13 protein-coding genes and 1 riboswitch are annotated in these 13,797 nt (G+C 67.8%); all 13 genes read right to left on the bottom strand.

The genetic code is table 11. The features are described from left to right. Positions 1–560 precede the first annotated feature (560 nt). The 13 genes from QPK31_RS25790 to cobT all read right to left on the bottom strand — a co-directional run bounded on the left by QPK31_RS25790 (position 561) and on the right by cobT (position 13,364). Positions 561–977, bottom strand: coding sequence for a DUF2061 domain-containing protein (locus QPK31_RS25790; RefSeq protein ID WP_290425756.1), 417 nt, complete (start codon positions 975–977; stop codon positions 561–563). Positions 978–1,071: 94 nt separating this feature from the next. Next, complete coding sequence (locus QPK31_RS25785) at positions 1,072–2,532, bottom strand: cobyric acid synthase (RefSeq protein ID WP_290425755.1); 1,461 nt, start codon at positions 2,530–2,532, stop codon at positions 1,072–1,074. Continuing rightward, positions 2,529–3,407, bottom strand: a complete 879-nt coding sequence (locus QPK31_RS25780) for a cobalamin-binding protein (RefSeq protein WP_290425754.1) — start codon at positions 3,405–3,407, stop codon at positions 2,529–2,531. The genes QPK31_RS25785 and QPK31_RS25780 overlap by 4 nt, the downstream gene beginning before the upstream one ends. Continuing rightward, the gene (gene cobD / locus QPK31_RS25775) at positions 3,404–4,384 is read right to left on the bottom strand and encodes a threonine-phosphate decarboxylase CobD (RefSeq protein ID WP_290425753.1); all 981 of its coding nucleotides are present in this window, start codon (positions 4,382–4,384) and stop codon (positions 3,404–3,406) included. The genes QPK31_RS25780 and cobD overlap by 4 nt, the downstream gene beginning before the upstream one ends. After that, positions 4,377–5,321 carry a CobD/CbiB family cobalamin biosynthesis protein gene (locus tag QPK31_RS25770; protein ID WP_290425752.1) on the bottom strand — a complete coding sequence of 315 codons (945 nt, stop codon included), beginning with the start codon at positions 5,319–5,321 and terminating at the stop codon, positions 4,377–4,379. The genes cobD and QPK31_RS25770 overlap by 8 nt, the downstream gene beginning before the upstream one ends. Then, positions 5,315–5,875, bottom strand: a complete 561-nt coding sequence (gene cobU / locus QPK31_RS25765; protein ID WP_290425751.1) for a bifunctional adenosylcobinamide kinase/adenosylcobinamide-phosphate guanylyltransferase — start codon at positions 5,873–5,875, stop codon at positions 5,315–5,317. Before cobU ends, QPK31_RS25770 begins: the two co-directional genes overlap by 7 nt. Continuing rightward, positions 5,872–7,179, bottom strand: a complete 1,308-nt coding sequence (locus QPK31_RS25760) for a cobyrinate a,c-diamide synthase (protein ID WP_290425750.1) — start codon at positions 7,177–7,179, stop codon at positions 5,872–5,874. Before QPK31_RS25760 ends, cobU begins: the two co-directional genes overlap by 4 nt. Continuing rightward, on the bottom strand, positions 7,173–7,799 hold the full coding sequence (gene cobO, locus QPK31_RS25755) for a cob(I)yrinic acid a,c-diamide adenosyltransferase (protein ID WP_290425749.1): 627 nt from the start codon (positions 7,797–7,799) through the stop codon (positions 7,173–7,175). Before cobO ends, QPK31_RS25760 begins: the two co-directional genes overlap by 7 nt. A gap of 25 nt (positions 7,800–7,824) precedes the next feature. Next, positions 7,825–8,859 carry an iron ABC transporter permease gene (locus QPK31_RS25750; RefSeq protein ID WP_290425748.1) on the bottom strand — a complete coding sequence of 345 codons (1,035 nt, stop codon included), beginning with the start codon at positions 8,857–8,859 and terminating at the stop codon, positions 7,825–7,827. Positions 8,860–8,871: 12 nt separating this feature from the next. After that, a complete protein-coding gene (locus QPK31_RS25745) occupies positions 8,872–10,680 on the bottom strand; it encodes a TonB-dependent receptor domain-containing protein (protein WP_290425747.1) in 1,809 nt (602 codons plus the stop codon). Between the two features lie 114 nt (positions 10,681–10,794). Further along, positions 10,795–11,012: riboswitch (cobalamin riboswitch) on the bottom strand. A 7-nt stretch (positions 11,013–11,019) separates the two neighbouring features. Then, a complete protein-coding gene (locus tag QPK31_RS25740) occupies positions 11,020–11,550 on the bottom strand; it encodes a histidine phosphatase family protein (protein ID WP_290425746.1) in 531 nt (176 codons plus the stop codon). Beyond that, positions 11,550–12,329, bottom strand: a complete 780-nt coding sequence (locus tag QPK31_RS25735; protein WP_290425745.1) for an adenosylcobinamide-GDP ribazoletransferase — start codon at positions 12,327–12,329, stop codon at positions 11,550–11,552. The genes QPK31_RS25740 and QPK31_RS25735 overlap by 1 nt, the downstream gene beginning before the upstream one ends. Continuing rightward, positions 12,330–13,364, bottom strand: a complete 1,035-nt coding sequence (gene cobT, locus QPK31_RS25730; RefSeq protein ID WP_290425744.1) for a nicotinate-nucleotide--dimethylbenzimidazole phosphoribosyltransferase — start codon at positions 13,362–13,364, stop codon at positions 12,330–12,332. Between the last annotated feature and the right edge of the window lie 433 nt (positions 13,365–13,797).

The raw sequence follows: 13,797 nt of genomic DNA, 5'->3' as shown, positions 1-13,797 counted from the left end.
AAAGTAGGGTGGGGACTCGTCCCCACCGCTATGCCATCAACACAAAAACCGGTGGGTTCAAGAACCCACCCTACACGCTGTGCCATCAACGCGAAACAACCGGTGGGTTCGAGAACCCACCCTACACACTAGCGCAAGCATGGCATCCACAAAACATTCACGTTGAAAACCCGGCGTACCGAACTAGAATGAAATCAGGTTCGTTCGGGGAACTGACATGAACACTCCAGGTATGCGTGCAGTTAAGCGTCTTGCTGTTGGCTTATTGATTGCCGGCAGCGTCGGCGGATGTGCTGTCTATGGGCCGCCGTATGCCGCGGCCTACGATCCCACCTATTACTCGGGCTACGGCTACGGCTCTCCGACCTACGTCGGCCCCCCGGTCGCACTCAACTTCGGATTCGGCTACTACGATCGCGGCTATGGCTACCGTCATGGACATGGCCACTACCATGGCGGACGGTCGCACGGTTGGTACGGCAGAGGCGGTGGCTGGTCGCACCGCGGTGGAGGCTGGGGACATGGCCGAGGCCGGCGTTGAGCCGGCCTGGTCGCGGAGTTCAGGCGCCGTGCAGGCGGCCGGCAGGCGTGGCGGCGTGCTCGAGGTTGTCCCACAGGCGGTCGTGCAACGGCAGGATGAGTACATTGCAGATCGGTTCAAGCACTGCGGCAACGCCGCCGATCGCCCAGGAACCCGTCGTCACGTACATCACACTGAAAGCCACCCCGGCGTGCAGGAAGGTCTGGCTCAGCTTTTCGCCGGCAACCAACATGGTGCGCGTCTTGTCGTCACGCGCCATGCGGCGGCGTTTGGCCCAGGCAGCTTCGTGGAAAGGGAGCAGCAGCACGTTAATGATCGGTTCCGCGATCACGGCCAGGCCACTGAACACCGCCGAGCCCGTCACCGTGTAGGCGAGGGCATAGGCGATGCCCATATGGGTGAGGACCTGGCTGAGGCGTTTGGCTGCGGTGATCATGTACTGCTCCAGTTCTTAACAATCTGAAGCAAATGATAGTCATTCTCATCCGCGATATAAAGTAAATTGATTTAAGTAAATCGATAGGCATAGTCTATCGATAGCCCGGCAGTGCCATCAAACGCTCAAATAGGGGCAAGGACGCGTCCGCAATCCGGTCCAGGCTGCCCTCGCGCAGCGCCGCCGTATCGACACGATGTGCACTACGCGCGCCAGCCCAGCGCAACAGGGCAGCGCAGGCATCCGGATGATCGAACAAGCCATGCAGATAGGTGCCGAGGATCTGCCCATCCGCCGAACGCACTCCTTCGGGCCGCCCGTCGATGCGGAACGCCGGCAGCTCCAGCGCCGGACCTTCGGATTCGCCCATGTGAATCTCGTAGCCTTCCACCCGCGCGCCGCTGTCCTCGAAAGCGCAGCTTCCGCTGACCTGGCACAGCCGCTTCTCCCGCGTCATCGTCGTGACCAGGTCGAGCAGGCCAAGTCCCGGCGAGTCTCCCGCACTCCCTTCGACTCCTTGCGGATCGCGCACCACCGTCCCCAGCATCTGGAAGCCGCCGCACACGCCGATCACCTTGCCGCCATAGCGCAGGTGACGGGCGATCGTATCGGGCCAGCCCTGGGCCTGCAGCCAGGCCAGGTCGCCGCGCGTGTTCTTGCTGCCCGGGAGGATGATGAGATCGGCAGCAGGTATCGCTTCGCCCGCACGGACGAAGCGGACATCGACGTCCGGATGCGCACGCAGCGCATCGAAGTCCGTGTGATTGCTCATGCGCGGCAGACTCGGCACCACCACCTTGAAGGCGCCGCGTCCGGCCTGGGCCGGCTGCACCGCATCCTCTGCATCCAGGTACAGGCCGTGCAGGTAGGGCAGCACCGCCAGCACCGGTTTATCGGTCTCGCGCTCCAGCCAGTCGAGCCCCGGCTGCAGCAGCGCGATGTCGCCACGGAAGCGGTTGATCACGAAGCCGACGATTCGCGTGCGTTCGCTCTCCGACAAACAGGCCAGGGTGCCGACGATGTGCGCGAACACGCCGCCACGGTCGATGTCGGCTACCAGGATCACCGGGCAGTCGACCGCCTCGGCGAATCCCATATTGGCGATGTCGCGCTCGCGCAGGTTGATCTCGGCCGGGCTGCCCGCGCCCTCGACCACGATGCACTCATACTGATTACCGAGGCGCGCATGCGACTCCAGCACCGCCGCCATCGCCACCGTTTTATAGTCGTGGTAATCGCGCGCATTCATCTCGGCGCGCACGCGGCCGTGGATGATCACCTGGGCGCCAGTGTCGCTGGAAGGTTTCAGCAGCACCGGATTCATGTCGGTATGCGGGAGGATACCGGCGGCTATCGCCTGCAGTGCCTGGGCGCGGCCGATCTCGCCGCCGTCCTGCGTCACCGCGCTGTTCAGCGCCATGTTCTGCGGCTTGAACGGCGCCACGCGCACGCCCTGCCGCTTCAACAGCCGGCACAGCGCCGCGACGACCGTGCTCTTGCCGGCATCCGAGGTCGTGCCCTGCACCATCAGGGTCTGGAAAGGGAAGCGGCTCATTTGCGGTGCTTGCGTGCTTCTTCCAGCTTTTCGCACATCACGGCAGCGCCTGCGATCATGCGCGGGCCGGCGCGGTTCAGCAGGTTTCCGTCCACCGTGAACAGGTTCCCGTTGCGCACCGCCGTCATGGTCGGGTACTGGCGCCACAGGTTGACGCCGCCGTAGTTCTTCTCGGCGGTGCCGAAGATGGCTTCCGGGTCGGACTGCAGCACGCTTTCGAGTGTCACCACCGGCGCCGTCACCGGCAGCGTATGGAAGATGTTCTCGCCGCCGCACAGGCGCAGCGCATCGGTGACGATGTGCTTGCCGCTCAGTGTGTACAGCGGCTTGTCCCACACTTGGTAAAAGGTGCGCACCGGCGAGCGGCCCGCATACTGTTTGCGCAGGCTTGCCAGCTGCGCGCGCAGGTCGGCCGCCACCGGACGCGCCGCGGCTTCCGTGCCCATTAATTGGGCCAGGCGCAGCAGGCTGTCCGGGATGCCTTCCAGGGTCTGTGGGTCGCTGAGGTAGATCGGAATCCCGAGCCGGCGTACCAGCTCGATCTGACGTTCGGAACTGCCGTGCATCCAGGCCACGATGAGGTCGGGCTTCAAGGCCATGATGCGTTCGACATCCACCTCGCGGTTCGAGCCGATGCGCGGGATGCGCTTGGCCGCCTCCGGATAATCGCTGTAGTCGACCGCGCCAACCACGCGCGCGCCGCCGCCCGCCGCAAACAGGAGTTCGGTGGCATGCGGCGCCATCGAGATCACGCGCTGCGCCGGCTTTGCCAGCGTGACGCCCGCTCCGGCATCGTCCTTGACCGTCACCGCCTGCGCGGCTGGACCCAGCACCAGGCCAGCCAGCAGGATGTATCGCACCCACTTCAACTTCATGCTTCGCTCCATTCCTCCAGGGCGCGCGCGAGGCGGCGCCACTCTTCTTCGTTGGCAGGCAGGCCGAGACGGATGCCGCGCGCCGCTTCGGTAAACAGGCGGCACCAGATGCCGCGCCTGGCCAGGTGTTCGTGAAACGCTTCCGGCCGCGCGTGCGGCCACCAGTGGAACAGCGGCGTGCCCGTCGCCTCGATGCCATGGGCGCCCAGCAGCATCCGCATGTGTTCACCGGCCAGCAGCAGGCGTGTTTGCGTCGCATCCTGCCAGGCCCGGTCTTCCAGCGCCGCGCGCGCGATGGTTTGCGCCGGGCCGCTGACCGCCCAGGGGCCGAGCAGATCGGCCAGCTCCGCCAGCAGCGCCGGATGCGCACCGACGAAGCCCAGGCGCAGTCCGGCCAGGCCGAAGAACTTGCCGACCGAGCGCAGCACGATCAGTCCCGGCTGCGCACTGTCGGCGGCCACGCTCAGGCCCGGCGCCGTGTCGCCAAAGGCTTCGTCGACCACCAGCCAACCGCCGCGCCTGGCGAGCCGCGCCGCCCAGTCGCGCAGCTGCTGCGCCGGGACCGTGGCTCCGGTCGGGTTGTTCGGATTGACGAGCACCAGCACGTCGCAGTCGTCGACTACCTCGTCCAGCTGCGCATACGGCACCTGGCGCAGACTGTGACCATGCCGGCCCCAGTGGTGGGCGTGTTCCGCATACGAGGGCGCCGCCACCACTACACGCGAAGGTGGACGCAGGCGCGGCAGCGCCTGGATCGCGGCCTGGGTGCCGGCCACCGGCAGCAGGGCCGGCGCGCGGTAAAAGGCGCAGGCGGCAGCGGTCAATGCCGGATCGGGTTCGGGTAGCCGGTGCCAGGCTTCGGCCGGCAGCGGTGGGATCGGATAACCCCAGGGATTGATGCCGGTCGAGAGGTCGATCCAGTCGTCGCGCCGATAGCGCAACGCAGCCGCGCGCAGGTTACCGCCGTGTTCAAGCATGGCCGACTCCGTCGATGAGGAGTGCCGCGACACAGACCGCAGCCACCCACAGCAGGGTCGAATGCAGCACCAGGCGCCAGGCGCGTTCGATGTCTTCCGGCGCGGCGGCGCGGCCCAGGCCAAGCGGTGGACGCTGTTCCACGACGCCGTCGTAGCGCGCGGCGCCGCCGAGGGCGATGCCGAGGGCGCCCGCGCCGCTGGCCATCACCGGACCGGCGTTCGGGCTGCTCCAGGCCGGGGCTTGCGTGCGCCAGCATCTCCATGCACGCAGGTGGCCGCCGCGCGGCGCCAGCAGCACGTAGCTCAAGGCGGTCAAACGCGCCGGGACGAGATTCAGCGCGTCGTCGATGCGCGCGGCCACGCGGCCAAACAGGTTGAAGCGTTCGCTGCGATAGCCCCACATCGCATCGAGCGTGTTCGCGAGGCGGAACAGCAGCGCGCCCGGCCCGCCGGCGACGACGAACCAGAACAGGGTGCCGAAGACGGCGTCGTTGCCGTTCTCGAGCAGGGACTCGGCGCCGGCCTTGGCCAGGTCGGACGGGTCCGCGTCAGCCGTATCGCGGCTGACGATGCGGCCGGTGAGCCGCCGTGCTTCCGCCAGTTCGCCAGCGCGCAGGGCCGCGAAGATCGGCATCGTGTGCTCGCGCAGGCTGCGCAGACCCAGGGCAAGGTAGAGCAGGAGCGCATGCACCAGCAGACTTGCGTATGCAGTGAGCCACCATGCCAGCAGCGTCAGTGGCAGCACCGCCAGCACCCAGGCCAGCGCGCCGCGTGCCAGCCGCCAGCGGCTGCGGTTCAGGCGCGCTTCGAGCGCATTCGCCAGCCGTCCGAAGCCCACCAGCGGATGCCAGCGCCGCGCTTCGCCCAGCACCAGGTCGAGCGCCACGCCCGCCACCAGCAGCAGGGCCAGCGCACTGGCGGACAAGCCGCTCAGCACGGCGCGCCTTTCAGCACCAGCGGCAGGCCGGCCGCCACCAGGATCACGCGGCTCGCACGTGCGGCCACTTCCTGGTTCAGCCACCCCGCCTCGTCGGCGAAGCGGCGCGACAGGGTGCCCATCGGCACGATGCCCATGCCGACTTCATTCGACACCAGTATCAGCTCGCCCGGCAAGCCGGCGTCCAGCACATCGAGCAGGGCCGCGCGCTCCTGGTCGAAGCGCGCCGGCAGCAGCAGCTTGCCCGATTCAGGCAAGGGTTCATCGCCGCACAGCATCAGGTTGGTCAGCCACAGCGTCAGGCAGTCGACCAGCACCAGGCGCCCGGCCGTGCATTCGCGGCGCAGCGCGCCGGCCAGGCCCAGGGATTCCTCGACCGTGGGCCAGTGCGCCGGACGCCGGGCGCGATGGTGGGCGATGCGTTCGCTCATTTCGCCGTCGCCGGCGTGGGCGGTGGCCAGGTAGACGACGTCCTTGCCGGAGTCGCGCGCCAGGCGCTCGGCCATGGCGCTCTTGCCGGAGCGGGCGCCGCCGAGGATCAGGGTGGCGCTCATGGCGCCGCCCGCGTGAACAGTCCGGCGACCGCCTGCGGGTTCGAGGCGAAGTAGCCGTGGAAGTAGGAAGCGGTCAGCGAACCGACCTGGTACACGGCCTCGCCCTGGGTCCCGGCCGGATTGCGCACCGTGTGCCGCAGCGGCGCGACCGGCGTCTCCAGGCGCGAATAGTGGAAGGTGTGGCCGCGCAGTTGGCCTTGCGGCGTGTCCAGCCCCTGGGCGCCGAGGCCGGCCAGGCGTGACCCCATGGTGACCGCGCCGGGCAGCAGCCCGGCCATCGGCCAGGTCTGGCCATCCGCATCGGTCAGTTCGCCGGCCAGGGCCATCATGCCGCCGCACTCGGCCAGGATGGGCAGTCCGGCCGCATGCGCCGCTCTTATCGAGGCACGCCAGCGCGCGGCCTGCGACAGTGCCTGCGCATGCAGTTCCGGATAACCGCCAGGCAGGTAGACGGCATCGGCATCCTGCGGCACGGGTTCGTCGGCCAGCGGAGAAAAGTAGGCAAGCTGCGCACCGAGGATGCGCAGCGTGTCGAGGTTGGCCGGGTAGAGAAAGGCAAAGGCGGCGTCGCGTGCGATGGCAATCGTCTTGCCGGCCAGTGCGGGCTCGATCGGCGGCCCGTCCTGCGCCTCGGGCGTGAGCAGCGGCAGGGCTTCCCACGCTGCGGCGTCAAACTGCAGCGCATCGGCCAGCGCGTCGAGGTAGCTGTCGATTTGCGGTTGCTCGCCCGGCAGCACCAGGCCCAGGTGGCGCTCCGGCAGGCTGGTTGCCTGGCGTTGCAGGGAGCCGAGCAGCGGGATATCGCGCAGCGAGCTTGCCACCATCTGCGCGTGGCCGGGGCTGGCGACGCGGTTGGCGATCACGCCGGCCATCTGCACCGGACCGTAGTCGCGCAGGCCGCGCGCCACTGCGCCGGCGGTTTGCGCCATGGCTGAAGCGTCGATCACGGCCAGCACCGGCATGCCGAACTGGTTCGCCAGGTCGGCCGCCGAGGGGGTGCCGTCGTACAGGCCCATCACGCCCTCGACCAGCACCACGTCGGCCTCGCGCGCGGCTTGCGCCAGGCGGCGCCGGCATTCGTCCAGGCCCACCATCCAGAGGTCGAGCGTGTGCACAGGCGCGCCGCAAGCGCGTTCCAGCAGCATCGGGTCGATGAAGTCGGGACCGCACTTGAACACGCGCACGCGCTGGCCGCCCCGCACCAGCTTGCGCGCCAGCGCGGCAGTGACGCTGGTCTTGCCCTGGCCGGAAGCGACGGCAGCCACCAGTACCATCCGTGCGCCGGCCCCCAGCGTCGTCACCATTCGGTCCCCGCTTGCGCGGCGATGCCGGCGGCAAAGGCGTGCTTCACCACGTTCATCTCGGTGACGGTGTCGGCAATCGCCACCAGCTCGGGCGGCGCGCCGCGGCCGGTGATGACCACGTGCTGCATGGGCGGGCGATCCAGCAGGTCTTCGATGACGGTGTGGACGTCGAGGTAGCGGTATTTGAGGGCGATGTTCAGTTCATCCAGCACCACCACTCCCACCTTCGGATCGGACAGGAAGCGCTTCGCCTGGGCCCAGGCGGCAAGCGCTTTCTCGACGTCGCGTTCGCGGTTCTGGGTTTCCCAGGTATAGCCTTCGCCCATCGCATGGAAGCTCACCTCTTCGGGAAAGCGGCGCAGGAACAGTTCTTCGCCGGTGGCCATCGCGCCCTTGATGAACTGGACCACGCCCACCTGCATGCCGTGGCCGAGGGCGCGCGCCGCCATGCCAAAGGCGCTCGAGCTCTTGCCCTTGCCGTTGCCGGTGTTGACGATGATGATGCCAACCTGCTTGTCGGCCGCCTGGATGCGCGCATCGATGACGGCCTTCTTGCGCTCCATGCGCACGCGGTGCCGTTCGTTGAGCGCGGCCGTCTGTTCGGGTGTCATGTCGTTCATGGAAGCTCCGGGAGTGGCTGCGCTTTTAGTGGCGGCGCAGACGGTGCAGTTGATAGAGGAAGATGGGAGCGCCGATGATGGCGGTGACGGCGCCGACCGGCAGCTGCTGCGGCGCGACCACGGTGCGTGCAAGCGTATCGCACAGCACCAGGAAGCTGCCGCCGGCCAGCACCGAAGCCGGGATCAACACGCGGTGGTCGGGGCCGAACGCGAAGCGGCAGGCATGCGGCACGATCAGGCCGACGAAGCCGATCGAGCCGGCGCTGGTGACGGCGCTGGCGGTCAGCACTCCCGAAACCAGGAACAGGCCGCGGCGCAGGCTGCCGACCCGCACGCCCAGGGCCACCGCCGCTTCCGCGTGCAGGGCCATGACGTTCATGCCGCGCGCGTTGCGCAGCGCATAGAGGAGCGCCATGCCCAGCACCAGCCAGGGCAGCAGGCGCACCGGTGCGCCGGCGACGTCGCCGATCATCCAGAACACCATGGTGCGCAGCCGGCCTTCGGGCGCGATCGACAGCATCAGGGTAATCAGGGCCACGCACAGCGAGGAGATCACCACGCCGGTCAGCAGCAGGGTCGAAGTGCCGCCGCCCTGGCCGGCGCCGCCGCGCAGGTCCTGGCGCGCCAGCGCATACAGCAGCAGCGAGACCACGACGGCGCCGCCGACGGCCGCCAGTTCGACAGTGGCCATGGCCGCCATCAGCATCAGCGCCGCCAGTGCGCCGACCGAGGCTCCGGCCGAGATGCCGAGGATGTAGGGGTCGGCCAGGGGATTGCGCAGCAGCGCCTGCATCAGCACCCCGGCCAGGGCCAGGGCGGCGCCGGTGACAAAGGCCACCGTGGCGCGGCCGGCGCGCAGCTCCAGCAGCGAAGCCGCCAGGGTTTGCGGGCGGCCCTCGGCCAATTGGCGCAATGCCGCCGGCACTTCTGCCAGCCTGACCTCGATCGAGCCGGTCATGCCCGCATACAGCATGCAGGCGATCGCCACGAGCAGCATCGCCGCCGTGACCAGGAACACGCGCTGGCGCAACGGTTGCAGGGAGAGGGGCAGGGTGCGCATGGCGGGTGCGGTTTAGCGGATGCCGTAGCGCAGGCCGGCGAACCAGCTGCGTCCGGCGGTGTTGTAGTTGCGGGCCAGCTCATACTGCTTGTCGAAGCTGTTGTTCACCCGGGCCAGCAGCGAGAAGTCGTCGTTGATCCGCCAGCTTGCATACAGGTTGAGCAAACCATAGCCACCCAGGCGGCGCAGGTTGGCGGCATCGTCGAATCGCGCGCCCGACAGCACCCATTCGGCGCCGGTCTTCAGCGGGCCGCTGCCGTATTCGGCGTTGAAGCTGGCGTGCTTGGCGGCGCGGCGCGCCAGGCGCTTGCCGCTGCCGTTGTCCTGCGGGTCGGACCAGTCGGCGCTGCCGCGCAGGCGCAGGGCGCCGATGCGGGTGCTGGCCGCCAGCGTCACGCCTTCCAGCGTGGCCGAGGCGACGTTGTAGGCGCAGCTGCCGGTGCGGCCGTCGCGCTTGTCCGGGCAGGGAGTGGCCGAGACGATCATGTCGGTCAGGCGGTTGCGGTAGACGGTGGCGTCCAGCTGCACGGCGCGGCTGTCGTAGCGCAGGCCGAGTTCGGCGTTGCGGCCGCGCTCGGGCTGGTTGGTGTCGACGCCGTAGCCCGGGTAGTACAACTCGTTGAAGGTCGGCGCGCGGAAGCTCGAACCGAGGCTGGCGGTGGCGCGCAGGCCGTTGCCGAAGTTATAGCCGTAGCCGGCGGCGCCGGTGTTCTTGTCGCCGTAGACGGAGCGGTCCTGGCGCGCGCTGATGTCGACCAGGTGCGGGCCGCGGCGCAGCGCGTAGGCGGCGGCGTAGGAATTGGTGATGCGTTCGCGTTCGAGGGCGCGGGTGGCGCTGGATGCCACTTCTTCCTTGCGGTGGCCGTACAGCAGCTGCAGGGTGTCGCTGCCGAAGGTGAGCGTGTTCTGCCAGGTGAATTCGTCTTGTTGGGTATCGATCTGACTGGCGCCGCTGGCCGCCGCGCTGGTGAAGCTGCCCAGCTTGTCCTCGGCGCGCGCCAGCTGGACCGTGCTGCGCCAGTTCGGCGCGAACTGGTTCGACATGAAGACCGATGCCGTGTCCAGGTCCTGGCGGTTGTTGGTGTCGAAGCTGCTCGCGCCGCTGTCGTACTGGGCGCGCAGGCGGCTGTGCAGGAATTGGGCGCCGGCTTCATGACCGGGCGCGATGGCCACGGCGATGCGGCCGTGGATGTTGGTGCGGCGGTAGCCGTCGTCGTCCGGGTTGTAGCCGGAGGCGCCCGGCCTGGTGGCCGAGAAGCCGTCGGACTCGTCGTGGCCGGCGCCGAAGGCGTAGCTCATAGCGTGCTTACCGGCGCTGGCGCCGGCGATGTGGGCGCTGGCCTGGCGCGTGGATTCGCTGCCGGCGCCGATCGATGCGGTGGCGTTCAGGCCCGGTTCGCCCTTGCGCGTGAAGATCTGAATCACGCCGCCGATGGCGTCGGCGCCATACAGCGTGCTCAGGGGACCGCAGACGACTTCGATGCGGTCGATCGCTTCCAGGGGAATCGCATTCCAGCTGGCGGTGCCGCTGGTCGAGGAGCCGATGCGCACGCCGTCGAGCAGGACCACGACCTGGTTGGCATTCGCGCCGCGCAGGTAGACGCTGGTGCTGGCGCCGGCGCTGCCGTTGCGCGTGATCTCGATGCCGGGCTGGCGCTGCAGCACGTCGGCCACCGAGCCGGCGCCCGAGCGCGCGATTTCCTCGGCGTGGATGATGGTGGTCTGGGCGATGACGTCGGCGGCGCGTTGCGGCGTGCGCGTGGCGGTGACGACAACGGTATCGATGGGCGTGGAATCGGCATGCGCACAGGACGCGGCCATGGCGAAGACGAGCGACGATGCAGCCGCTTGCCGTGAAACGTGAAAAATCATAGAAGCCTGGTCGGACAACCAGCCCACGTCCCCGTAGGCCAGATTGAACAGAAGCGTATGTTCAATACGCTCCCACCTTTTGGCCGGTCTCCGGGCTGGCAGGTTGGGCCGTCCGACCTTCCCATGCCGAAGCACAGTGGTCTGGAGGACGGTTTGCCGCGTGAACGCGGTACCTGCTTACCGTTGCGGGGGCAGCACACGTTGGCTTGTTGAAGCTTCGTGTTTCCCGTTTAACTGCGCCCGTGAACACGGGCGCGAGCACCAAAACGGCGTCATTATACGGCGATGTCAGGAATCCAACGCAAGGATTTCGCCGTAGGCGATGCGGTGCGGCGTGCGCGCCGCCTCCAGCGCGGCGGCCTCCAGGGGCAGGCCCGTGTGCAGTGCGCGCAGCAGGCGCATGGTGCCGGCGTGGCAGATGACCAGGACCTCGGCGTGGCCTTCCTGGTAGAGATCGTGGAGGAAAGCGGCGACGCGGCGCGCGACCGCCAGCACCGATTCGCCGCCGCCGGGGTGGTAGTGCAGCAGGTCGGCGGCCCAGGCGTCGACTTCCATACGCGGGATGTCGTTCCAGCTGCGCAGCTCCCAGGCGCCGAAGTCCATTTCGGCCAGGCGTGCATCGAAGCGCAGCTGCGGCGGATTCAATACGCGGGCCAGGCTGGCGCAGCGCTGCAAGGGGCTGCTCCAGGTAGGCAGGCCGGCCGGCAGCGTGGCGCCTACACGCAAGGTCTCTTCGGCGTCGACCGGGACATCGCTGCGCCCGTAACAGAGGCCGGGATCGACCTCGGGGCGCGGATGGCGCACCAGCAGCAGCCGCATCACGCGATCGCGGCGTGGCCAAGGCTGGCCACGACCACGAGGTAGATTGCCACTTCCGCCAGCTGCTGCACGGCGCCCAGGCAGTCGCCTGTATAGCCTTGCAGGCGTGCCTGGAATTTGCGGGCGAGCCAGAAGGCGGCCAAGGCAGCCGTTGCGATACAGGCTGCCAGCCAGGCAAAGGCGAGCAGGCCGGTCGCCACCAGCACGGCGCCCGGCAGCAGCGCAGTGACCGCGGCGATCGCAAACTCCGCGCCGCGCATCTGCTGGGCCAGCGGCTTGGCCTTGCCCTGGTCACGCGCGTAGTCCATGCGCCAGATCAGGCCAGTGGCGGCCAGGCGCGAGAGCGGATGCGCAAGGAAGAGGGCAGCGATGGCGCTGCTTGGGGGCAGCATCGCCAGCGCCGTGCACTTCACGCCCAGCATGCAGACGATGCCGATGGCGCCGTAGGCGCCGACGCGCGAATCCTTCATGATCTCGAGCACTCGCTCGCGCGTCATGCCGCCGCCGAGGCCATCGCAGGTATCGGCGAAGCCGTCTTCGTGGAAGGCGCCGGTAACGTAGATCGACGCCGCGGTAGAAAGCACGGCGGCCAGCGGCGCCGGCAGCAGCAGCGCGGCCAGCGCGTAGACGCCTGCGGCCACCGCGGCCACCACGCAGCCGACCAGCGGGAAGTAGCGGGATGCATGCTGCAGCCATTCGGGCTGGAAGCCGACCCAGCGCGGGATCGGCAGGCGCGTGAAGAACTGCAGCGCGATGAAGAACAGGCGCAGCTGCTGCATTTATTCGGACCGCGTGCTGACCTGGGCCGAGGAGAAGGTCGCCATCTCCGCCAGGAAGTGGGTGGCCGCGCGCAGCAGGGGCAGGGCCAGCGCGCTGCCGGTGCCTTCGCCGAGGCGCAGGTCGAGCTGCAGCAGCGGCTGCGCCTTCAGGTGGTCGAGCATCTGGCGGTGGCCTTGCTCGTTCGAGCAGTGTGCGAAGACGCAGTAGTCGAGGATGGCCGGCTGCAGGCGCGCGGCCACCAGCAGTGCGCTGGTGACGATGAAGCCGTCGATCAGCAGAAGCTTGCGCAGCGCGGCCGCCTGCAGCATGGCGCCGGTCATCATGGCGATCTCGAAGCCGCCGAAGGTGGCGAGGACGGACAGTGGGTCGGTAACCCCGGCATGATGTTGTGCTGCCGCTTCGAGCACGGCCTGCTTGTGGCGTACGCCGTCTGGCGTCAGGCCGGTACCGGCGCCGACGCAATCCGCCACTGGAATGCCGGCCAACTTGTGCATCAGCGCTGCCGCAGCGGTGGTGTTTCCGATGCCCATTTCGCCGAAGCCGACCACGTTACCCGCGAGCGCACGTACCAGTTCCATGCCGTGTTCCATGGCGAGCGCGCATTCCTCGGGCGTCATCGCCGCGTCATGGGCGAAGTTGCGTGTGCCCGGGCCGACCTTGCGGTCGATGAGGCCATCGCGTGGGCCGAAGTCGTGGTTGACGCCGGCATCGATGACCTGGATGGCGCAATCGTTCTGGCGGGCGAACACATTGATGGCGGCGCCGCCGGCCAGGAAGTTCTCGACCATCTGCCAGGTCACTTCCTGGGGATAGGCGGAGACACCTTCGGCGACGATGCCGTGGTCGCCTGCGAATACCAATATGGAAGGGGAGTCGATGGAGGGTGAGAGCGTCTCCTGTATCAGCCCGATCTGCCTGGCCAGGGCTTCCAGGCGGCCCAGGCTGCCGAGCGGTTTGGTCTTGTTGTCGATCGCGGCGGAGAGGGCGGCGGCGAGTTCGTCGTTGCAAAGTGGTGCCAGTTCTGGAATGCGCATCGCTGTTCTTATGGATGAGTGGAGGCGGCGGCAAAGATAGCACACAGAAAGACCCTTGCAACTCTGCAGTGNTCGATCGCGGCGGAGAGGGCGGCGGCGAGTTCGTCGTTGCAAAGTGGTGCCAGTTCTGGAATGCGCATCGCTGTTCTTATGGATGAGTGGAGGCGGCGGCAAAGATAGCACACAGAAAGACCCTTGCAACTCTGCAGTGGCTTTGTTATAGTTCGGTCCCTGCCTGCGCGGCCCGGCAAAAACGACAACGAAATCAAGTAGTTGACGGGTGTAGCAGGAGCCGCGGAAAGCGCGGCGTAGCAAAAAAGAGAAGTTGACGAGGCAAACGAAACACTGCATAATCTCACTTCTCTGCTGCTGACAAACAAAACGATTTGTCGAAACGCAGCAAGCAGTACCGAATAAGTTCTTTAACAATTAA

This window comes from Massilia sp. YIM B02769 (assembly GCF_030411995.1).
Lineage (GTDB): Bacteria > Pseudomonadota > Gammaproteobacteria > Burkholderiales > Burkholderiaceae_D > Telluria.
The sequence above is the reverse complement of the archived record's forward strand: the minus strand, read 5'-3'. Positions and strand labels throughout refer to the sequence as shown.

Coding starts and splice junctions, on each gene's coding strand:
- QPK31_RS25790 (WP_290425756.1), bottom strand. CDS start 977: ATGATCACCGCAGCCAAACGCCTCAGCCAGGTCCTCACCCATATGGGC.
- QPK31_RS25785 (WP_290425755.1), bottom strand. CDS start 2,532: ATGAGCCGCTTCCCTTTCCAGACCCTGATGGTGCAGGGCACGACCTCG.
- QPK31_RS25780 (WP_290425754.1), bottom strand. CDS start 3,407: ATGAAGTTGAAGTGGGTGCGATACATCCTGCTGGCTGGCCTGGTGCTG.
- cobD (WP_290425753.1), bottom strand. CDS start 4,384: ATGCTTGAACACGGCGGTAACCTGCGCGCGGCTGCGTTGCGCTATCGG.
- cobU (WP_290425751.1), bottom strand. CDS start 5,875: ATGAGCGCCACCCTGATCCTCGGCGGCGCCCGCTCCGGCAAGAGCGCC.
- QPK31_RS25760 (WP_290425750.1), bottom strand. CDS start 7,179: ATGGTGACGACGCTGGGGGCCGGCGCACGGATGGTACTGGTGGCTGCC.
- cobO (WP_290425749.1), bottom strand. CDS start 7,799: ATGAACGACATGACACCCGAACAGACGGCCGCGCTCAACGAACGGCAC.
- QPK31_RS25750 (WP_290425748.1), bottom strand. CDS start 8,859: ATGCGCACCCTGCCCCTCTCCCTGCAACCGTTGCGCCAGCGCGTGTTC.
- QPK31_RS25745 (WP_290425747.1), bottom strand. CDS start 10,680: ATGGCCGCGTCCTGTGCGCATGCCGATTCCACGCCCATCGATACCGTT.
- QPK31_RS25740 (WP_290425746.1), bottom strand. CDS start 11,550: ATGCGGCTGCTGCTGGTGCGCCATCCGCGCCCCGAGGTCGATCCCGGC.
- QPK31_RS25735 (WP_290425745.1), bottom strand. CDS start 12,329: ATGCAGCAGCTGCGCCTGTTCTTCATCGCGCTGCAGTTCTTCACGCGC.
- cobT (WP_290425744.1), bottom strand. CDS start 13,364: ATGCGCATTCCAGAACTGGCACCACTTTGCAACGACGAACTCGCCGCC.